Raw genomic sequence first — 19,486 nt, 5'->3', positions numbered from 1 at the left:
CTACAGCCAGCTAACGTCAGTTCTGCCATGGATATCACCCCGCACTTTCCGATCTACCTCGATTACGGCGCCACCACGCCCTGCGACCCGCGTGTGGTCGACGCCATGATCCCCTGGCTGCGCGAGCACTTCGGCAACGCAGCCTCGCGCAGCCACGCCTGGGGCTGGGAAGCCGAAGAAGCCATCGAGCGGGCGCGCGGCCAGGTCGCCGACCTGATCGGCGCCGACCCCCGCGAGATCGTCTGGACCAGCGGCGCCACCGAGTCGATCAACCTGGCCCTGAAGGGCGCCGCCCAGTTCTACAAGGGCAAGGGCAAGCACCTGATCACGCTCAAGACCGAGCACAAGGCCGTGCTCGACACGGTGCGCGAACTGGAGCGCCAGGGCTTCGACGCCACCTACCTCGATGTCGAGGAAGACGGCCTGGTCGATCTGGAAAAGTTGAAGGCCGCGATCCGCCCCGACACCATCCTGATCAGCGTGCTCTTCGTGAACAACGAGATCGGCGTGATCCAGGACATCCCCGCCATCGGCGCCCTGTGCCGCGAGAAGGGCATCCTTTTCCACGTCGATGCCGCGCAGGCCACCGGCCGTGTCGACATCGACATGAAGGCCCTGCCCGTCGACCTGATGAGCATGACCGCGCACAAGACCTACGGCCCCAAGGGCGTGGGCGCCCTGTACGTGCGCCGCAAGCCGCGCGTGCGGCTGGAGGCGCAGATCCACGGCGGCGGCCACGAGCGCGGCATGCGTTCGGGCACGCTGCCCACGCACCAGATCGTCGGCATGGGCGAGGCCTTCCGCATCATCAAGCTGGAGATGGCCGAGGTGAACGCCAAGGCGCGCGCGCTGCAGCAGCGCCTGCTCGACGGCCTGAAGGACATCGAACAGGTCTTCATCAACGGCAGCATGGAACACCGTGTGCCGCAGAACCTGAACATGAGCTTCAACTTCGTCGAAGGCGAGTCGCTGATCATGGGCATCAAGGGCCTGGCGGTGTCTTCGGGCTCGGCCTGCACCTCGGCCAGCCTGGAGCCCAGCTATGTGCTGCGCGCCCTGGGCCGCAGCGACGAGCTGGCGCACAGCAGCCTGCGCATGACCATCGGCCGTTTCACGACCGAGGAAGAGATCGACTACGCGATCTCCACCATCCGCCACAACGTGGCCAAGCTGCGTGAACTGTCGCCGCTCTGGGAAATGTTCCAGGACGGCATCGACATCAGCACCATCCAGTGGGCCGCGCACTAAGCGCCGCGGCCGTCATAAGCAAGAAGGGACCCCACCATGGCTTACTCCGACAAGGTCATCGACCACTATGAAAACCCCCGCAACGTCGGCTCCTTCGAAAAGGGCGACGACAGCGTGGGCACCGGCATGGTCGGCGCGCCGGCCTGCGGCGACGTGATGAAGCTGCAGATCAAGGTTAATGCGGAAACCGGCGTCATCGAGGACGCGCGTTTCAAGACCTACGGCTGCGGCTCCGCCATCGCCTCGTCTTCGCTGGTGACCGAATGGGTCAAGGGCAAGACGCTGGACGAAGCGGCCGCGCTGAAGAACAGCGTGATCGCCGAAGAGCTGGCGCTGCCGCCGGTGAAGATCCACTGCTCCATCCTGGCCGAGGACGCCATCAAGGCGGCGGTGGACGACTACCGCAAGAAGCACGTCGAAGCCGCCGCGGCCGCCTGATCATGGCCGTCACCCTTACCGAAGCCGCTGCGCGGCATGTGAACCGCTACCTCACCAAGCGCGGTCGCGGTATCGGTGTGCGCCTGGGCGTGAAGACCACGGGTTGTTCCGGCCTGGCCTACAAGCTGGAGTACGTGGACGACAACGCCGATGGCGACATCGTGTTCGAGGACCATGGCATCAAGGTGCTGGTCGATCCGAAAAGCCTGGCCTACATCGACGGCACCCAGCTCGACTTCGTGCGCGAAGGCCTGAACGAAGGCTTCAAGTTCCTCAACCCCAACGAGCGCGATCGTTGCGGTTGCGGCGAGTCCTTCCGTATCTGAAGCGAGCCTGCTCGCGACAGCCGCCCAAGCTCGCGCGGGCGGCTTTTTTCTGCCTCCAATGGACATCCAGGCCAACGATTTCGAACTGTTCGGCGTGCCCGCCACCTTCGCCCAGGATCTTGCACAGCTCGACGAGCGCTGGAAGGCGCTGCAGCGCGAGGCACATCCTGACCGTTTCGCCGCCCAGGGCGCGGCGGCCCAGCGCCTGGCCATGCAATGGTCGGTGCGCATCAACGAGGCCAACCGCCGGCTGCGCAGTCCCCTCAAGCGCGCCGCCTATCTGTGCGAGCTGAACGGCGCGCCGATCTCCGCCGAGACCAACACCGCCATGCCGGCCGCCTTCCTGATGCAGCAGATGGAGTGGCGCGAGGCGCTCGACGATGCGGAAAACCGCGCCGCCGTGGATGCACTGGAAGCCGAGGTCGAAGCCGCCCGCCAGGCCGCCATCGCCCGCTGCGCCGAGCTGCTCGATGAAAAGCACGACTACCCCGCCGCGTCAGCGCAAGTCCGTGCCCTTATGTTTCTTGCGCGCTTTGCCGACGACATCGATGCGCGCCGCGCGTTGGTCGGACAATAGCCTCCTGCGCCGCGGTCCTCGCGGCGCCTTTCGTTCTTTCGTTTCCCTTTTCCCCGCATGGCGCTCCTCCAGATTTCAGAACCCGACCAGTCTCCCGATCCGCACCAGCGCCGGATCGCCGTCGGCATCGACCTGGGCACCACGCATTCCCTGGTCGCCGCGGTGCGCAGCGGCGTGGCCGAATGCCTGCCGGACGAGAGCGGCGAAGTGCTGCTGCCTTCGGTGGTGCGCTACCTCTCGGCCACAGGCCGGCAGATCGGCTCGGCGGCCCAGGCGGCCGCGGTGAGCGATCCGGAGAACACCATCGTCTCGGTCAAGCGCCTGATGGGCCGCGGCCTGTCCGATGTGCAGAACAAGCAGCGCCTTCCCTATGCGCTGGTCGACAGCCCCGAAGCAGGGCAGGGCGGCATGGTCGGCATCGCCACCGTGGCCGGCACCAAGTCGCCGGTGGAAGTAAGCGCCGAGATCCTCGCCGTGCTGCGCCAGCGCGCCGAAGACAGCTTCGATGCCGACATCGACGGCGCCGTCATCACCGTGCCCGCCTATTTCGACGACGCCCAGCGCCAGGCCACCAAGGATGCGGCCCGCCTGGCTGGCCTGGAAGTCCTGCGCCTGATCAACGAGCCCACCGCCGCCGCCATCGCCTACGGGCTGGACAACGGCAGCGAAGGCCTCTACGCCGTGTACGACCTGGGCGGCGGCACTTTCGATGTGTCCCTGCTGCGCCTGTCGCGCGGTGTGTTCGAAGTGGTGGCCACCGGCGGCGATGCCGCGCTGGGCGGCGACGACTACGACGCGGCCCTGGCCGAATCGGTGATGCGCCAGTCGCCCCGCCATGCCGACCAGGCGGGCGACCGCGCCGCGCTTCGCCAGGCCGCGCGCGCCTGCAAGGAAGCGCTGTCGGATGCGGACTCGGCCGAGTTCTCGGCCGAACTCTCCGACGGCCCGCTGCACCAGCAACTCACTCGCGCCGACTTCGAATCCGCCACGGCCAGCCTCACCGCACGCACCATGGACTCGGTGCGCCGCGTGCTGCGCGACGCCGAAGTCTCGGCCGAGGAAGTGCAGGGCGTGGTGCTGGTCGGCGGTTCCACCCGCATGCCGCAGATCCGCGCCGCCGTGGCCCGCCACTTCGGCCAGGAGCCGCTGACCAACCTAGACCCCGACCAGGTCGTGGCCCTCGGCGCCGCCCGCCAGGCCGATCAGCTGATCGGCAACCAGGGTGCCGACGACCTGCTGCTGCTCGACGTGATCCCGCTCTCGCTCGGCATCGAGACCATGGGCGGACTGGTGGAGCGCATCGTCTCGCGCAACGAGACCATCCCCTGCGCCCGCGGTCAGGACTTCACCACCTACCAGGACGGCCAGACCGCCCTGGCCCTGCATGTGGTGCAGGGCGAACGCGATCTGGTCGCCGACTGCCGCAGCCTGGCCCGCTTCGAGCTGCGCGGCATTCCGCCCATGGCCGCCGGCGCCGCGCGCATCCGCGTCACCTTCACCGTCGATGCCGACGGCCTGCTGAGCGTGGCCGCGCGCGAGCAGACCAGCGGCGTGGAAGCGCGCATCGACGTCAAGCCCTCCTACGGCCTGAGCGACGACGCCATCGCCCGCATGCTGCAGGACAGCTTCAGCACCGCCGCCCAGGACATGGCCGCGCGTGCGCTGGTGCAGTCGCGTGTCGATGCCGACCGCCTGGTGCTGGCCACCCGCAGCGCACTGCAGGCCGACGGCGACCTGCTGCCGGCCGAGGAGCGTGCCCAGGTCGAAGCCTTGATCGTCGCCCTGCAAGCCAGCCGCGAAGGCAGCGACACCGCCGCCATCGAGGCCGCCACCAAGGCCCTGGCCCACGGCACCGAAGCTTTCGCCGCCGAACGCATGAACCGCGGCATCCGCCGCGCGCTGGCCGGCCGCCAGGTGCAGAGCCTCTGAGCCGCCGCCCTTCAGAAGAACCGATAGACCCCACGACATGCCCGTCATCAAGATCCTGCCGCATCCCGAGTACTGCCCCGCGGGCGCCGAAATCAGCGCTCCCGCCGGCACCTCCATCTGCGAGGCGCTGCTCGACAACCACATCGACATCGAGCATGCCTGCGACATGAGCTGTGCCTGCACCACCTGCCATGTGGTGGTGCGCCAGGGCCTGGCCTCGCTCAACGAGGCGGAAGAGGCCGAGGAAGACCTGCTCGACCGCGCCTGGGGCCTGGAGCCGCAGTCGCGCCTGTCCTGCCAGGCCATCCTGGCGCAGCAGGACGTGACGATCGAGATACCCAAGTACTCGATCAACCACGCCAAGGAAAACCACTGAAAAAGGGCCGCAGCACATGAGCCGCCAGATCGTCTTCGATACCGAAACCACCGGCCTCTCGGCCGAGGCCGGCGACCGCATCATCGAGATCGGTGCGGTCGAAATGGTCAACCGCAAGTTCACCGGCCGCAACCTGCACCTCTACCTGAACCCCGAGCGCGACAGCCATGAAGACGCGCTGCGGGTGCACGGCATCAGCAACGAGTTCCTGAAGGACAAACCCAAGTTCGCCGAAGTGGTCGACGAGGTGCTGGACTACCTGGCCGGCGCCGAACTCATCATCCACAACGCCGCCTTCGACGTGGGTTTCCTCAACAAGGAACTGCAGCTCGTGGGCCGCCCGGGCATTCGCAACATCGTCGCCAGCGTGACCGACACGCTGCTGATGGCCAAGGAGATGTTCCCCGGCAAGCGCAATTCGCTCGATGCCCTGTGCGACCGCCTGGAAGTCGACAACTCCGGCCGCACGCTGCACGGCGCGCTGCTGGACGCGGAGCTGCTGGCCGACGTCTACATCAACATGACCCGCGGCCAGGACGCGCTGATCATGGATGCCGGCTCGGACGATTCCAATGGCACCGTGGAAGTGATCCGCATCGACCTGAGCCAGTTCACCCTGCCGGTGCTGATGGCGACCGAGCAGGAGGTCAGCGCGCATGACGGCGTGCTCAAGCAGCTCGATAAATCTGCAGGCGGCGCTGCAATCTGGCGAAAGTTCGAAAATCCTGTGGCATAATCGTGGGCTCAGGACGCAACAGCGTTTTGACGGGTGATTAGCTCAGCGGTAGAGCACTGCCTTCACACGGCAGGGGTCGCAGGTTCAAACCCTGCATCACCCACCAATTCAAAAACCCCGCAAGTCTCAGGCTTGCGGGGTTTTTTTCATTTATAGCTCGCAGCAGGTGTGCCCTAGCAAATGACCGAGACCAAGGCGGTGGCGGGCACGGCGCAACAGACCAAGGCTTCGTCGGCGCCGACAGGTGCGGTGGGGGTGGTGATGTATGCGACCTGTCCGCCGCCGATCCTGGTCCTGCAAGTCCCGCAACTGCCGCTGCGGCAGCCGTAGGCCGGCGCCAGACCTGCCTTTTCGGCGATCTCCAGGATCGAGCCATCGCCGGGCTTCCAGGTCGCCTGTCTGCCCGATACCGAGAAGACCACCTCGGCGGCGACCGGCGACGGCGCCGCGTCCGCACGGCCGGAGCTGGCGGCCAGGCCCGACCGTTTCAGGCCGGCGGGTCCGAACGATTCGGCGTGGATGCGTTCGTCGGCGATGTTCAGGGAGCGCAAGCCGTCGTACAGCGACTGCATGAAGCCCGCCGGCCCGCACAGGTAGAAGTCGTAGTCGGCCAGCGGCAGGTGCGCCTGAAGCAGATCCAGGTCGATGCGGCCGATGGCGTCGTAGTCGGCCACGGCCTTCGCGCCCTGGCCGGAGCCGAGCACACGCACCCGCCGAACGGCTCCTTCCGAAGCGCCGGCCAGTTGGGCGATTTCACGGTCGAACGCGCGCTCGGCTTTCGTTCGGGCCGAATGGAAGATCCACGCCGGCCGGCGATGCCGCGTACGAACGCCCTCCAGCACCAGATGCCGCAGCATGGACAGGATGGGCGTGATGCCGATGCCCGCCGCCAGCAGCACCGCCGGGCGCCGCTGCGAAGCGTCGATGGTGAAGGCGCCTGCGGGGCCCTGTACCTCGACCAGCTCGCCTTCCTGCAGCCGGTGCAGGCCTTGCGATACCACGCCGTCGCGCTTGACGCTGATGCGGTAGAGCTTGTCTCCCGGCGCGGACGACAGGGTGTAGCTGCGGATCGGCGCAGGGCCGGAAGCTGCGGACGCATCGGCATCGACCAGACGCAAGGGCAGGTGCTGCCCCGCCAGATGCGGAACCATGGCCACGCCATCGGCCGCTTCGAGCACGAGGGAGCGGACCGTGCTGCTTTCCTCGGTGGCCCGCGCGATGCGGAACGGCCGCCACCGGCCGGCCAGCGCCTGCGCCTGCAGGCGGGCGGAAGCTTCGTCCCAGCTGCCGGTCAGGAACACGCTGGGCGATGCGCCGTCCGGGCGTCGGTCCCAGCGCAGCGGCAGGCCCGCCGGTCGGTGGACGACCTTGCGGGGCATGAAACGCCACAGGCGCTCGGCGCCCTGGAAGGCGGCGATTTCCGGCGAGTCCAGGATCACCTCGGCCACACCCGTCATCTGCAGCATGTCGCCCGTCTCGTAATCGACGAACAGCAGGCCCGCCTTGGGGTTGAGGACGAAGTTGCCCAGGGTATTGAAGAAGAGATTGCCGTTGAACTCCGGCACGGTGAGACCGCCATCGGCGTCGAGCCGCACGAAGCCGGGCTTGCCGCCGCGGTGCGACACATCCACCTGGCGCCGGCCGTCGCGGCTGTCCTTCGCCTCGATGTAGGAGGCGACGAACAGGCTGTCGGCACTGGCGATCAGGCGGCGTGCCTCGGCGTCCATCCCGTCGGCGAGACGGGGGGCTTGCGGCGACGTTCGACCGGGTGGCCGGGTCGGCACGCAGGAGCGGTTGGTGATGTAGCGCGGGCAGGCGCCGAAGCTCTGCCCGACTTCGATGGAAAACCGGTCTTCGCCCACGGTGCGGCGGATGATCCCGTTGAGCCGGTTGCGCCGGCGTGTCATCAGGTCGATGCCCAGCAGGCCGACCGCGTCACCGTCTTCCAGGCCGGCGTCCGCGGGGTCGGCGGGTTCACGCACCGTGTCGACGCTCAGGTGATGTTCGTCCGGCGCGCTCAGAAAACCGGGCACGCCCGCGCGCATGGTGGCCCACACATCCCCGCCTGGATCGACCGCACCCAGCAGAACGAAGGGCAGCAGCGGAAAGAACTCCCGGTGCTGCTCGGGCATGAAGGTCCGTACGTACTGGCGCCCGAAAGAGTCCATCTGCGCCACCACGCCTGCCTTGCGCTGGATTTCCAGCTCGCCCGGATGCCAGGGGGAAGCGGTGTCGGGCGGGAGGGGGCGGGCGCAGCCATTGGAGGATCCTTCCGCGCGCTTCAGGCGGCCAGGCCGACGGGCGTCCTCTGGAACGGAACGAAGCCGGGCAAGGCTTGCACGCGCGCCAGCCACGCCCGGATGTTGGGATAGGCCACCAGGTCCACGCAGCCTTCCGGCGCGCGGTCGGTGTAGCTGTACAGCGCCACGTCGGCGATGGTCGGTGCCGAGACGGTCCCGGGTCTTGCGCTTGCGATCCAGTCCCGGCCCTCCAGCGCCTGTTCCATGCGTTCGAAGATCGCATGGGCCCGTGCGATGACTTCCTCGGCCCGATGCGAGGATTTGAAAACCGTGATCAGGCGGGCCGCGGCGGGGCCGTAGGCGATTTCACCGGCCGCCACGGACAGCCAGCGCTGCACCCGTGCCGCGCCCGCCGCGTCCTCCGGCAGCCAGTCGGTGCGGCCCAGCTTCTTGGCGAGGTACACGAGGATGGCGTTGGAGTCGCTGACGAGCGTGCCGTCGTCGTCCAGCACCGGTACCTGGCCGAAGGCGTTGATGGCGAGGAAGCCGGCCGTCTTGTGGGCGCCGTTGGCCAGGTCCACGTCGATGACTTCGTGCGGCACATCCAGCAGGGAAAGAAAGAGGCGTGCTCGGTGGGCGTGGCCGGACAAGGGAAAGTGGTAGAGCTTCATGGCGGGAGTTCCTGTGGTGACTGACAGGGCCGCATTCTGATAATTCCCCTCGGTGAAGAGAATCCCGAAAACATAGAATCCTGTATTCCACAAATCGGAATGGCGAATGGACAAATTGCTGTGCATGACGGTCTTCGTCAAGGTGGCGGAGGTGGGCGGCTTCGCGGGCGCGGCGAGGGCGCTGCACATGAGTCCGCCCGCCGTGACGCGGGCCATCGCCATGCTGGAGGAGGGTGTCGGCGCACGCCTGCTGCAACGCACCACACGTTCGGTGAAACCGACCGAGGCGGGCGCCCGGTACCTGGAGGACTGCCGCCGCATCCTGCTGGAGGTGGAGGAAGCCGACGCCGGCGCCGCGGGTGCCCATGCCACGCCCAGCGGAACCCTCACGGTGACGGCATCGACGCGATTCGGCACCCTGCACGTGCTGCCCATCCTCACGGAATACCTGGACCGCTATCCGACCATGACCGGGCAGGCGTTGTTCGTGGACCGGAACACCCATCTCGTCGAAGAAGGAATCGATGTCGCCGTGCGCATCGGACACCTGCCGTCCTCGGGCTATCACGCCATCAAGGTGGGCAGCGTGCGCCGGGTGGTCTGTGCGTCCGCGACCTACCTCGCGGCAGCCGGCCGGCCGGAACGCCCCGGCGATCTCGGCCAGCACAGGATCATCGCGGCCGTCGGCGCGTGGTCATCGCTCGAATGGCGTTTCGGGCACGGCCATCGGGCCGGCATCCAGGTGCGGCCGCGCCTGTTCTGCAATACCAACGAAGCGGCCATCGAAGCCGCGCTGAAAGGCTGGGGCATCACGCGGGTGCTGTCCTACCAGGTGGCCGCGGACATCCATGCGGGACGGCTGGAAGTGGTGCTTCCCGAGTTCGAGGAACCCGCCTTGCCCGTGCATGTCGTCCATGCGGAAGGCCGCAGGGTCACGGCCAAGGCAAGGGCCTTCATCGATCTGGCGGTGGAGCGCCTTCGGAACAATGCTGCGCTGGTGCATGCGGATTGAAGCCACGAGTGCAGGCATGGCGAGTGCACATCCCTAAGGCTCATTTCCTGCAGCGGCTTGGCCATGATCCAGTGCGTCTGAAAGTTGGCGCGATGCATCGGTGCGAAGCGGGCCTGGATTTCGCTGGCTCAGGCGGCCAGCGCCATCGGTTCAATCTCTTCCAGTGCTTGTTGTAGTTGAACGTCCGTCTCAGCCACGCGCAATTCAAAGGCTTGTTGCAGATTGAGCCAGGATTGGGCATCCGCGCCGAAATACCTGGCCAGGCGTAGCGCCGTGTCCGGGGTGATACCGCGCCGCTCACGAACGATGTCGTTGACCCGGCTCGTGGTCAGGCGAAGCGCTTTGGCGAGGGCGTTGACGCTCATACCCATGGGGACGAGGTATTCCTCCCGCAGGATCTCGCCCGGGTGGATAGGGCGCATGCCGTTCTTGAATCTGGTGCTCATGACTTTCTCCCGTCAGTGGTAATCGACGATCTCGACATTTGCTGGACCTTCATCAATCCATGCTGGCGCCGCTCTGTTCCGCAGCCAACCCGCTGGCCCGCTCGATCCGCTGCAGCACGGCCGCCTCCAGCATCTGCGGCGACGCGACCAGGGTGAACCAGCGTTTGGCGCGCGTCACGCCGGTGTAGACCAGCTCCCGGGTCAGCACCCGGCTGGGCTGCGCCGGCAGCAGCAGGGCGGCGTGGGTGAATTCCGAGCCTTGCGATTTGTGCACGGTCATCGCGAACACCGTCTCGACCTCGGTCAGGCGGCTGGGCATGACCCAGCGGATGCCGCCGGGGCTGCCGGGCGCGGCGAAAGCCACGCGGGGCACCCAGACCAGTGCGCCGTCGGGCGCTTGCAGGGGCAGGGCCAGGGTGATGCCGACATCGCCGTTCATCAGGCCGAGGGCGTGGTCGTTGCGGGTCACCATCACCGGCCGGCCGCTGTACCAGTCGCCGGCCGCGGTGTCCAGCCAGCCGCCGGCGCGCAGCAGGCGGGCGATGCGTTCGTTGACCGCCTCCACGCCCAGGGGGCCGGCGCGTACCGCGCAGAGCAGCTGGAATTCGCCGTAGCGGCGCAGCACTTCGGCTGCCCAGCGGTCGAAGTCGTCCCGGGGCGCATCGGCTGGCGGGCGGCCGTCGCGCACCAGGGCGAGGTAGTGGCTGTAGCCGGCGGGGTGGTTCGTGTCGTCGGTGCCGCGAAAGGCTTGCGCCGCGCCGTGGGTGACCAGGCGGCGCAGGGCGGCGTCGCCGGTGTCTGCCTGGAAGGCCAGGTCGGCATAACCGTGCGACAGGGCCTGCCGCACGGCGCTCACGTCGCCCCGGTTGGCGGCGTCGGCCAGGCGGCCGATGCCGCTGTTCTCGTGGAATCGGTAGCTGACGCGCAGCTTGGCCACGGCCTGGTCCAGTGCATGGCCGTGCGGGTCGATCAGGGCCGGGTCGACCTGTTCGCCGGTGATGTCGGCCAGCCAGGCGGCGGTGGCCGGCAGGTAGTGGCCGGCATCGGCGCGCTGGCAGAGGTCGCCCAGCACCGAGCCGGCCTCCACCGAGGCCAGCTGGTCCTTGTCGCCCAGCAGCAGCAGCTGCGCATGGGCGGGCAGGGCGGCGAGCACGGCGGCGAACATCTCCAGGTCGAGCATCGAGGCTTCGTCCAGCACCAGCACGTCCAGCGGCAGCGGGTTCTGCGCATCGTGGCGGAACTGGCGCGAGTCCGGCTTGCTGCCCAGCAGGCGGTGCACCGTGGTGACGGCGGTGGGGATGGCCTCGCGCACGCCCGCGGCGCCGGGCAGGTCCTGCAGCGCGAGCCGGGAGACGGCGCCCGAGATCGATTCGCCCAGCCTGGCCGCGGCCTTGCCGGTCGGTGCGGCCAGGCGGATGCGCAGGCGCTGGCCGTCGCCCGACAGCGCGAGGTATTGCAGCAGGGCCAGCAGGCGCACCACGGTGGTCGTCTTGCCGGTGCCGGGCCCGCCGGTGACGATGCCGAAACCCTGGCGCGCGACCAGGGCGCAGGCCATCTTCTGCCAGTTGGCGGGTGCGCCGGGCTCGCGGGGGAACAGCGCTTCGAGCGCCTGGACGAAACCCGCGTGGGCCTGCGACCGGGCGGCGGCGCTCGGGGTGGCGACGCGGCTGTCGATGGCCTGGCGCACCGACTGTTCGTACTGCCAGTAGCGCCGCAGATAGAGGCGCTCGCCGCTGCGCACCAGCGGCGCCTGGCCGCCGGGGCCGTCGCCGTCGACGAAACGCGCGGCGTCGATGGCGGCGATCCAGCGCGCCAGGTCGATGCCGGCGAGCGCGGCGGCGGGCGATGTGTCGGCGGCCTCATCGGCGCTGTCCGCATCGTCCTGGCCGAAGGCGAGCGTGCCGGCGGGATCGTGCAGCGCCGCCCGCAGGTCCAGGCAGGCATGGCCGCGGCCGAGCTGGTGGCTGGCGAACACGGCGGCCAGCAGGGCCGGTTCGCCGGCCTGTGCGTCGTGTTGCAGCAGGAAGCGGGCGAAGGCGCGGTCGAGCGAGCGCAGGGCACCGCTGGCGACCCAGCCATCGAGCAGGCCGAAGAGGGTGGAGGAGGAGGTGGTGCTCATGCGATGGCGGACAGGTCGGCGGACGCGGGCTCGCCGGGCGATGTGGGGCCCCCGGCGAACAGCCGGTCCATCGCCTCCATCAGCGCGAGGGGCGGGCGTTCGCAGTGCAGGCCCTGGGTGGGGGCGTCGCCGCCGCGCAGGAAGAGGTAGACGGCGCCGCCGACATGGCGCTCGTAGTCGTAGTCCGGCAGGCGGCTGCGCAGCAGGCGGTGCAGGGCGTAGACGTAGAGCACGTACTGCAGGTCGTAGCGGGCCTGCAGGATCGCCGCGCCCATGGCCTCGGCGCTGTAGGCGGCTGCGTCCGGTCCCAGGGCGTTGGATTTGTAGTCGGCCACGTAGTAGCGGCCCTCGTGTTCGAAAGTCAGGTCGATGAAGCCCTTGAGCATGCCGTTGACCTGGCGCGGCAGCAGCGCCGGCCGCGGCGCGCCGCCCAGGGTGTGGCGGCGCACCAGGGCGTCGAGGGCGAGTGTGCCGGTGTGGTTCACCGCGAACCAGAACTCCATCTCGACCTGGTACTGCGATGGCGACAGCTCGGCGGGTGCGATGGGCGATGCGGCCTCCAGCCCGGTCAGGCGCAGCGGTGTCTCGATCCAGGCCAGCAGCCAGGCGCGCAGCGGATCGGCCCAGGCGTCCCAGCCGCGCTGCCGGCACCGTCTGGCGACCAGCTCGGCCAGTTCCGCCTGCAGGGCGGCATCGGTGCGCAGGCGGGCGAAGCCCTGCTGGCCGGCCCATTCGAGCAGGCCGTGCAGGAAGAGGCCGGGTCCGGCGCCGCGCGGGAAAGCATGCAGGCCGGCCGCGCTGGCCGGGGCGGCGAGCGGCGCCGCGCTGTCCAGCGCATCGCGCAGGCTCTCGGTGTAGACATCCTGGGTGGCGCTGTCGGGCGCGGTCGCGGGGATGGTGTCGCCGTCGTCCAGGGGCATGGCCGCGGTGCGGTTCAGGCCCGAATAGCTGGTCACCCACCAGGGCTCGCGCAGGCTGGTGGGCAGCGGCGGTTCGGGGGCGGGTTCGCGGCTGTCGGTTTCGGGCGGCAGCACCAGGTCGGTCGGTTCGGGCAGGGGCTCTACGGCGATCGCCTCGTCGCCGGCGGCGAGTGTGTGCAGGGCTTCGGGCAGCGCCGGGCCGGCCAGGGATGCGCCGCCGCCGAGCAGATAACCGAGCGCGCTGCGTTCCAGGTCCTTGACCGGCGCGGTGGCCACCCAGGTCGCATGGCGCGCCCGGGTCAGGGCCACGTAGAGCTTGCGCAGGTCCTCGCCCAGGCGTTCGCGGTCCACCGCTTCCACGGCGGCGCTGGTGCCGTTCAGGTCGATGCGCGATGTGCCCCCGGCGTCGGTCCATTTCAGCGGCATGTCCTTGGCCGTGGCGGCGCGGAAGACATTGGCGAAGGGCAGGAAGACCAGCGGATATTCCAGGCCCTTGGACTTGTGGATGGTGACCACCTTGACCAGGGCGGCATCGCTTTCCAGGCGCAGCTTTCGTTCGTCGTTGTCCTGGCCGGGCTCCAGCCTTTCCTCGGCCAGCCAGCGGATCAGCGCATGTTGGCCGTCCAGGCGCACGCTGGCCTGCTGGAGCAGCTCGGCCAGGTGCAGCACATCGGTCAGGCCGCGCTCGTCCTGGGCGGCGCGCAGGCGCTGGGGCACCTCGAAGTCCTGCAGCAGATGGCGCAGCATCGGCAGCACGCCCTGGCGGGCCCAGAGCTGCCGGTAGCCGCGGAACTGCAGCAGCAATGCCTCCCACTGCAGTTCGTCGTGGCCCAGCCGGTCGAGCCAGGCCCAGCTGCGGCCGAGCAGCGCGCAGCCCAGGGCGGTGTGCAGGGCGCGGTTGTCGTCGGGTTCGGCGCAGGCGAAGAGCAGGCGCTGCAGGTCGGCCGCCAAAGGGCTGGCGAAGACCGAACTGCGGTCCGACAGGTAGACGCTGCGCACGCCGTGCCGCGACAGGGCCCGCCGCACCGCGTCCGCCTGCACGCCGCTGTTGACCAGCACCGCGATGTCGCTGGGTTTGAGGCCCTGCAGGCGGCCGTCCGGGTGGACGAAGCCGCTGCGGCCCGCCCGCCCTTCGGCCAGCAGTTCGGTGATGTGGGCGGCGCAGGCCTGCGCGCCGCGCGAGCGCACTGCCTCGGCCGTCGGGGCGCTTTTCTGTTCCGGGTCCTGCGGCCATTGCCACAGGGTCAGAGCGGCGGGTACGTCTTCGCCGCGTGTCCAGACTTCCTTGCGGCCCCGCGCATCCATCCGCTGGAAGGGCACCGGATTGCCCTGCGCCGCGCGGAACAGGAAGGCGCCTTCGCCCTGCGTCCGCTCCTCGGCGCGGTGGAAGACATGGTTCACGGCGGCCACCATCGCATCGCTGGAGCGGAAGTTGCGGCCCAGCGTGGCATGGCGGCCCTCGGTGTCGCGCCGCGCATGCAGATAGGTGTGGATGTCGGCGCCGCGAAAGCCGTAGATCGCCTGCTTGGGATCGCCGATCAGCACCAGCGCGCAGGACGGGTCGTGCGCGGCCACGCCGTAGATGCGGTCGAAGATGCGGTACTGCACCGGGTCGGTGTCCTGGAACTCGTCGATCAGCGCCACCGGGAACTGCTCGCGGATCAGCGCGGCCAGGCGTGCGCCGTTGGGACCGCCGAGCGCGGCGTCCAGGCGCGACAGCAGGTCGTCGAAACCCATCTCCGCCCGGCGTGCCTGCTCGGTCTGCTGGCGCGCGGCGATCCAGTGGGCGGCGTGGCACAGCACGGCCTCGCTGCCGTCGGGCAGGCCGGCGATGTCGGCCTGCATGCGTTCCAGCGCGGGCCAGGCGGGATGCGAAAGCAGGGCTTCGGGATCGCCCTTCTGCCAGGCGGCCCGCATCGCGGGGCGAGTCAAACGCTTGGCCGCCGTGTCGGTGCTCTTGAAGCAGGGCGCGGCGGAGTCGCTCTCGGCCCAGGCGCGCAGCTTGTGCATCCAGTCCTTGCGCGCGGGCATCTTGAAATGGCCGGCGGCGAAACCCTGGTCCAGCAGGCCCAGCAGCTCCATCGCCCAGCCGCTCTCGCCGCGCCAGGGCGCCTTCACCGGCTCCAGGGCCAGCGCCTGGGCCGCGCGGGCCGGCGCCAGGGCCTGGCCCATCGGCAGGCCGGGCGGCAGCGCGGACTGCACCTTCAGCAGCTGCCGCACCTGTTTCCAGAAATCCTTGGGTGTCTTCCACCACTCGCGGAACTGGCGCGCATCGGCCTCGCCCAGATGCGCCACATGGCTGCGCCAGTAGTCGCGCTCGGCCTCCGCCTGCAGGCCGCTCTGGTCGGCCTGCAGGGCCTGGGTGAACAGGCTGCCGCTGTCGAAAGCATGTTCGCTCAGCATGCGGGCGCACCAGCCGTGGATGGTGGAGACGGCGGATTCGTCCATCCACTCCGCCGCCAGCCGCAGCAGGCGGGCGCAGCGCGGCCAGTCGGCGCAGGGGTAGTCGGCGCGCAGGTCGTAGAGCAGGTCCTCGCCGGGCGACAGCGCTGGCACCGTGGCGGGCTCCTGCAGGAAGGCGTCGGCGGCCTCCGAGAGCCGGGCGCGGATGCGGTCGCGCAACTCCTTGGTGGCGGCGTCGGTGAAGGTGACGACCAGGATATCGGGCGGCGTCAGCGCGCGGCTGAAGGCCGCCTCGCCGCCATGGCCCAGCACCAGGCGCAGATAGAGCGCGGCGATGGTGAAGGTCTTGCCGGTGCCGGCGCTGGCCTCGATCAGCCGGCTGCCGCTGAGCGGGAAACGCAAGGGGTCCAGCAGGGGCGGCAGGTGGGCGGGCTGCAGGTCGGGGCTCATGCCGCTTCTCCGGTGTCTGTCTCGGCGCCGCGTGTTTTGTCGCTGGCGCGTTCTATGGCCTGGTCGATGGGCTTGAGCAGCCGGTCTATCCAGTCGGCGAATTCGCCGTCCGACCACAGGGCATCGAAGTCCGCATAGGCACGCGCCAGGGCGGGGTTGTCGTGGCGCTCGCCGAACTGCTGTTGTTCGGGGTCGTGCAGCTCGTACCTGGCGCGAGCCTTGTCCCGCCTCTCGTCGTTCGATCCCTTGGCGTTGAGCCAGGCCGCGGCGGTTTTCCGGGCGAAGGGCAGGGGGCGGCGCATGCCTTGCTGCCAGGCATCGATCAGGGTGGACCAGTAGTTCCCTGCCTGCTCCCGGGTCAGCGGCCGCAGGGTCACGCTGCCGACCTTGCTGATGATGTGGGTGCTGAGCGGCTGGCCGTCGAGCTGCGCGGCCACATGGGCGACCCAGGGCGCCAGCAGCTGGTCGAGGCGATAGCTCGGCGTGCGGATGCCATCCACCAGGGAGCCGCTGTCGAGCAGGATGCGGCAGCGCTTTCCGGCGGCGTCGGCATGCAGGGAATCCAGCGAATCCTCGAAACGCACCGGCCCGGCGGCGCTCGCGGTTTCGTGCTCCAGCCAGGCGTCCGGCAGCGGCAGGGGCCAGGTCTGGAGCGCCTCCGCGTAGTTGCCGAACATGCGCTCCATCGGCTCGCGCAGGTCTTCCTGCTGCAGCAGCGAGAACACGCCCACCGGCAGTTCGCCGCGCCGGGCGATACGCTCCAGCCGGTCCTGCAGCACCGCCTCGCGCGGCTCGCCGCGGGCCATGGCGGCGGCTTGCGCCTGGATGAGTTCGTCCTGCAGCGACCAGTTCTTCAGGCCGTCGAGCGCGAAGGGTTCCTGGTCGGCGCTGGCCTCTTCGTACAGCCGCAGGTGCACCTGCAGCCGCTGCTGCAGGAACTGGCCGACGGGGTCCTTCAGGAAGGCGGTCAGCGTCTTCAGGGTGAGCGGGCCTTCGAAGTCCCATGGCGCCAGCGCGGCTGCGGCCGCCGGGGCCTGCGCCTGCGGCTCGGCATGCCATTCGCGGGCATAACTGAACAGGCGCGGATCGCCGCCGGCGGTGAAATAGGCATCGTCGAAGGGCTGCAGGCGGTGCGTCAGCGTGAGGCGATCCAGCAGCCGCTCGCCGGCGTAGGCCTGTGCCACGGCCTCGTCGCCCGCCAGCCGCCAGCCGGCCGCGATGTGTTCGCGCAGCTGCGCCACCAGCACCGAGGCCGGGCGCTCGGACTGGTCCTGGATGCTGCGGCCGACCCAGCTCACATGCAGCCGGTCGCGCGCCGACAGCAGCGCTTCCAGGAACAGGTAGCGGTCGTCCTCGCGGCGCGAGCGGTCGCCGGGGCGGTAGTCGGCGCGCATCAGGTCGAAGTCCATGGCCGGCCGGGCGCGCGGATAGTCGCCGTCGTTCATGCCCAGCAGCGCCACCACCCGGAAGGGAATCGCACGCATCGGCAGCAGCGTGGCGAAGGTGACCGCGCCGGAGAAGAAGGGCTGCTCCAGTCCGGCCGCATCCAGGCGCTCCAGCCAGGCTTCGCGCACCACGCACAGCGGCAGTTCGTCGTGCATGCCGGCGCTGTCGCAGGCCTCCAGCCAGGACTGCAGGGCGCTGTCGAGATTGACCAGGGTGAAGCCGTCGCTGCCGTCCTCGGCTTCGAAGAAGGTCTCCAGCAGGCCGCGCAGGCGCAGCGCCCATTCGGCCGGCGTGGCGTCGGTGCTCAATTGGCGCCAGAGCGCTTCGACCGCGTTCACCAGATCGACCAGCGGGCCGAGCACGGCCGCGTCCAGCCCGCCGATCTCGGCCAGCGGCTCCACGCCTTCCCAGGCGCCTCCGCTGCCGACGGCATAGCCGAGCAGCATGCGCTGCAGGCCGAAGTCCCAGCTGTTCTGCGCCATGCCGGCGGGCAGGGCGAGCGACTCGCGGTGCTCGGCATGCAGGCCCCAGCGCACATGGGCGGCGGCGATCCAGCGGCGCAGCAGCGGCAGGTCTTCGTCGGCGATGCGAAAGCGCGCCTGCAGGGCCGGTACTTCGAGCAGGTCCAGGATGTCGCTGGTGGCCAGGCGGGAGTCGGGCAGGGCGAGCAGGCTTTCCAGCGCCACCAGCAGCGGGTCGTGGTGGCGCTGTTCGCGGTCGGCCACATGGAAGGCGATGTGGCGCGCGTCGTCCGCCGGCAGCAGGCCGAAGACGGCCTGGATGTGCGGTGCGTAGGCGGCGATGTCCGGCACCATCACGATCACGTCGCGCGGGGTGAGTGTCGAGTCGGCGGCGAAGGCGGCCAGCAGCTGGTCGTGCAGCACCTCCACCTCGCGCTGCGGGCTGTGCACGATGTGAAAGCGCAGGGATGCATCGGCCGCCGCGTCCAGCGCGGGCCAGGTGGCGCGGGTCTCGTGCAGCGGGCGCAGGGCGCGGATGTCGTCCTGCAGCTGGCGCAGCAGGGTGTCGCCGGCATTGGGCACGAAGCAGTCGATGCGCTGGTCGATGGCGGCGAAGCGGCCGGCGTAGCGCTCGTGTTCGTCGTGCTGGTCGAGCAGGCGGATGAAGTCGCGGCCCTGCTTGCCCCAGGCCGCCAGCAGGGGCTGGGCATGCAGGTGCAACTGGTCCTCGGGCACCTCGGCCGGGCTGCCGGCGCGGCGGCGCTGGCGCTGGCGGCCGGCGCGCAGCAGGTCCTGGTCGGCGACGATGTGGGACCAGTCGTGCTCGCTGGGGTTGTGCACGCACAGCAGCACCTGCACCCAGCGCGACAGGGCGGCCAGCACCTCCAGCGCCTGCTGCGGCAGCGACGAGATGCCGAAGACGATGAGCCGGCGCGGCAGGCCGGCCGGGGCCTCGTCGTGGTCCCAGGCTTCGGCTGCTGCGAGGAAGCGGCGGTGCACGGCGGCGCGGCTGGTTTCGGCGGGCTTCACGCCGACGTCGTCCAGCAGCGCGCGCCACAGCCGGGGTTGCCAGGCGAGGGCTTGGGGCACCTCCTGGCGGCCGTGTCGGCTGGTCAGCAGTTCGTCGCGGTCCGCGGCCCAGTCGGCCAGCCAGTCGGCGCGGTAGACCTGGTACTGGTCGAACAGGTCGGCCAGGCGCTGGGCCAGCTGCCAGCGTTTTCGCATGTCGCTGTCGTCCTGCAGGAAACGCTCCAGCGGCGCGAACACCGGCTCCTGCAGCAGCGCGGGCAGCAGGCGCATCAGGCGCCAGACCAGCAATTGCTTGTCGAAAGGCGAGGTGGCCGGCACACCCTCGGCGCCCAGCACCGCGCGGTAGGCCTGCCAGAAGAAACGCGAGGGCAGCTCCATGCGCAGGGCGGCCGCGATGCCGATGCCGCCCTGCGCCGGATCGCGCGCCAGTGAGAGCTTGAGCCACTGCGCCACGCCGTTGCTCTGCACCAGGATGCGTTCGTCTTCCAGGGGCGCCAGCGGATGGCGCGCGGCCCAGGCCAGCATGAGGTCGCGCAGCTGTTCGGGCTGGTTGCCGTGAACGGCCATGAAGCCGTTCCAGGGATGGTTTTCTGCTGAGGACATCGGTGACGGGGCGGCGGGCGGAAGGACGATCCTAAACGCCGGCCGGCCGCTTCAGC

14 protein-coding genes and 1 tRNA gene are annotated in these 19,486 nt (G+C 69.6%); 9 read left to right on the top strand and 6 right to left on the bottom strand.

Features of this window, described 5'->3' with window-relative positions; all coding sequences use genetic code 11:
• Positions 1-27: 27 nt before the first annotated feature.
• From GT347_RS03940 to GT347_RS03905, 8 genes are all read left to right on the top strand, one after another.
• Positions 28-1,248, top strand: coding sequence for an IscS subfamily cysteine desulfurase (locus GT347_RS03940; protein WP_160550722.1), 1,221 nt, complete (start codon positions 28-30; stop codon positions 1,246-1,248).
• Positions 1,249-1,284: 36 nt separating this feature from the next.
• Complete coding sequence (gene iscU, locus GT347_RS03935) at positions 1,285-1,686, top strand: Fe-S cluster assembly scaffold IscU (protein WP_160550721.1); 402 nt, start codon at positions 1,285-1,287, stop codon at positions 1,684-1,686.
• Positions 1,687-1,688: 2 nt separating this feature from the next.
• Positions 1,689-2,012 (top strand): iron-sulfur cluster assembly protein IscA, encoded by a 324-nt coding sequence (gene iscA, locus GT347_RS03930; protein WP_160550720.1) that lies wholly within the window; start codon positions 1,689-1,691, stop codon positions 2,010-2,012.
• A 58-nt stretch (positions 2,013-2,070) separates the two neighbouring features.
• Complete coding sequence (gene hscB / locus GT347_RS03925) at positions 2,071-2,589, top strand: Fe-S protein assembly co-chaperone HscB (protein WP_160550719.1); 519 nt, start codon at positions 2,071-2,073, stop codon at positions 2,587-2,589.
• A 57-nt stretch (positions 2,590-2,646) separates the two neighbouring features.
• Entirely contained in the window at positions 2,647-4,518 is a 1,872-nt protein-coding gene (gene hscA / locus GT347_RS03920) for a Fe-S protein assembly chaperone HscA (RefSeq protein WP_160550718.1), read from the top strand.
• A gap of 37 nt (positions 4,519-4,555) precedes the next feature.
• Positions 4,556-4,894, top strand: coding sequence for an ISC system 2Fe-2S type ferredoxin (gene fdx, locus GT347_RS03915; protein WP_160550717.1), 339 nt, complete (start codon positions 4,556-4,558; stop codon positions 4,892-4,894).
• A gap of 16 nt (positions 4,895-4,910) precedes the next feature.
• Complete coding sequence (gene dnaQ / locus GT347_RS03910) at positions 4,911-5,630, top strand: DNA polymerase III subunit epsilon (protein WP_160550716.1); 720 nt, start codon at positions 4,911-4,913, stop codon at positions 5,628-5,630.
• A gap of 31 nt (positions 5,631-5,661) precedes the next feature.
• Positions 5,662-5,736 (top strand) — tRNA-Val (locus GT347_RS03905).
• Between the two features lie 67 nt (positions 5,737-5,803).
• Here the strand turns inward: GT347_RS03905 and GT347_RS03900 are convergent.
• Both GT347_RS03900 and GT347_RS03895 read right to left on the bottom strand, forming a co-directional pair.
• Positions 5,804-7,798 carry a 2Fe-2S iron-sulfur cluster-binding protein gene (locus GT347_RS03900; RefSeq protein ID WP_160550715.1) on the bottom strand — a complete coding sequence of 665 codons (1,995 nt, stop codon included), beginning with the start codon at positions 7,796-7,798 and terminating at the stop codon, positions 5,804-5,806.
• A 113-nt stretch (positions 7,799-7,911) separates the two neighbouring features.
• Entirely contained in the window at positions 7,912-8,541 is a 630-nt protein-coding gene (locus tag GT347_RS03895; RefSeq protein ID WP_160550714.1) for a glutathione S-transferase family protein, read from the bottom strand.
• A gap of 106 nt (positions 8,542-8,647) precedes the next feature.
• Between GT347_RS03895 and GT347_RS03890 the strand changes: the two genes are divergently transcribed.
• Positions 8,648-9,553, top strand: a complete 906-nt coding sequence (locus tag GT347_RS03890) for a LysR family transcriptional regulator (protein WP_160550713.1) — start codon at positions 8,648-8,650, stop codon at positions 9,551-9,553.
• Between the two features lie 128 nt (positions 9,554-9,681).
• Here the strand turns inward: GT347_RS03890 and GT347_RS03885 are convergent, their stop codons facing one another.
• From GT347_RS03885 to recC, 4 genes are read right to left on the bottom strand one after another with little or no spacing between them, the layout of a single operon-like run.
• Entirely contained in the window at positions 9,682-9,999 is a 318-nt protein-coding gene (locus GT347_RS03885; RefSeq protein ID WP_160550712.1) for a HigA family addiction module antitoxin, read from the bottom strand.
• Between the two features lie 52 nt (positions 10,000-10,051).
• Positions 10,052-12,118 carry an exodeoxyribonuclease V subunit alpha gene (gene recD, locus GT347_RS03880; RefSeq protein WP_160550711.1) on the bottom strand — a complete coding sequence of 689 codons (2,067 nt, stop codon included), beginning with the start codon at positions 12,116-12,118 and terminating at the stop codon, positions 10,052-10,054.
• The gene (recB, locus tag GT347_RS03875) at positions 12,115-15,891 is read right to left on the bottom strand and encodes an exodeoxyribonuclease V subunit beta (RefSeq protein ID WP_160550710.1); all 3,777 of its coding nucleotides are present in this window, start codon (positions 15,889-15,891) and stop codon (positions 12,115-12,117) included. Before recB ends, recD begins: the two co-directional genes overlap by 4 nt.
• Positions 15,888-19,430: an exodeoxyribonuclease V subunit gamma gene (gene recC / locus GT347_RS03870; protein ID WP_160550709.1), complete on the bottom strand. Its 3,543-nt coding sequence runs from the start codon at positions 19,428-19,430 to the stop codon at positions 15,888-15,890. Before recC ends, recB begins: the two co-directional genes overlap by 4 nt.
• Positions 19,431-19,486 lie beyond the last annotated feature (56 nt).

Origin of the sequence: Xylophilus rhododendri, assembly GCF_009906855.1 — a bacterium.
GTDB classification, from domain to species: domain Bacteria; phylum Pseudomonadota; class Gammaproteobacteria; order Burkholderiales; family Burkholderiaceae_C; genus Xylophilus; species Xylophilus rhododendri.
This window is presented reverse-complemented; position numbering and strand designations above follow the sequence as displayed.

What these genes read in the sequence shown, in the direction of transcription:
- recB (WP_160550710.1), bottom strand. Translation starts at nt 15,891, where the DNA reads ATGAGCCCCGACCTGCAGCCCGCCCACCTGCCGCCCCTGCTGGACCCC.
- GT347_RS03885 (WP_160550712.1), bottom strand. Translation starts at nt 9,999, where the DNA reads ATGAGCACCAGATTCAAGAACGGCATGCGCCCTATCCACCCGGGCGAG.
- recC (WP_160550709.1), bottom strand. Translation starts at nt 19,430, where the DNA reads ATGTCCTCAGCAGAAAACCATCCCTGGAACGGCTTCATGGCCGTTCAC.
- hscA (WP_160550718.1), top strand. Translation starts at nt 2,647, where the DNA reads ATGGCGCTCCTCCAGATTTCAGAACCCGACCAGTCTCCCGATCCGCAC.
- recD (WP_160550711.1), bottom strand. Translation starts at nt 12,118, where the DNA reads ATGAGCACCACCTCCTCCTCCACCCTCTTCGGCCTGCTCGATGGCTGG.
- fdx (WP_160550717.1), top strand. Translation starts at nt 4,556, where the DNA reads ATGCCCGTCATCAAGATCCTGCCGCATCCCGAGTACTGCCCCGCGGGC.
- hscB (WP_160550719.1), top strand. Translation starts at nt 2,071, where the DNA reads ATGGACATCCAGGCCAACGATTTCGAACTGTTCGGCGTGCCCGCCACC.
- GT347_RS03895 (WP_160550714.1), bottom strand. Translation starts at nt 8,541, where the DNA reads ATGAAGCTCTACCACTTTCCCTTGTCCGGCCACGCCCACCGAGCACGC.
- GT347_RS03890 (WP_160550713.1), top strand. Translation starts at nt 8,648, where the DNA reads ATGGACAAATTGCTGTGCATGACGGTCTTCGTCAAGGTGGCGGAGGTG.
- GT347_RS03900 (WP_160550715.1), bottom strand. Translation starts at nt 7,798, where the DNA reads ATGGACTCTTTCGGGCGCCAGTACGTACGGACCTTCATGCCCGAGCAG.
- GT347_RS03940 (WP_160550722.1), top strand. Translation starts at nt 28, where the DNA reads ATGGATATCACCCCGCACTTTCCGATCTACCTCGATTACGGCGCCACC.
- iscA (WP_160550720.1), top strand. Translation starts at nt 1,689, where the DNA reads ATGGCCGTCACCCTTACCGAAGCCGCTGCGCGGCATGTGAACCGCTAC.
- iscU (WP_160550721.1), top strand. Translation starts at nt 1,285, where the DNA reads ATGGCTTACTCCGACAAGGTCATCGACCACTATGAAAACCCCCGCAAC.
- dnaQ (WP_160550716.1), top strand. Translation starts at nt 4,911, where the DNA reads ATGAGCCGCCAGATCGTCTTCGATACCGAAACCACCGGCCTCTCGGCC.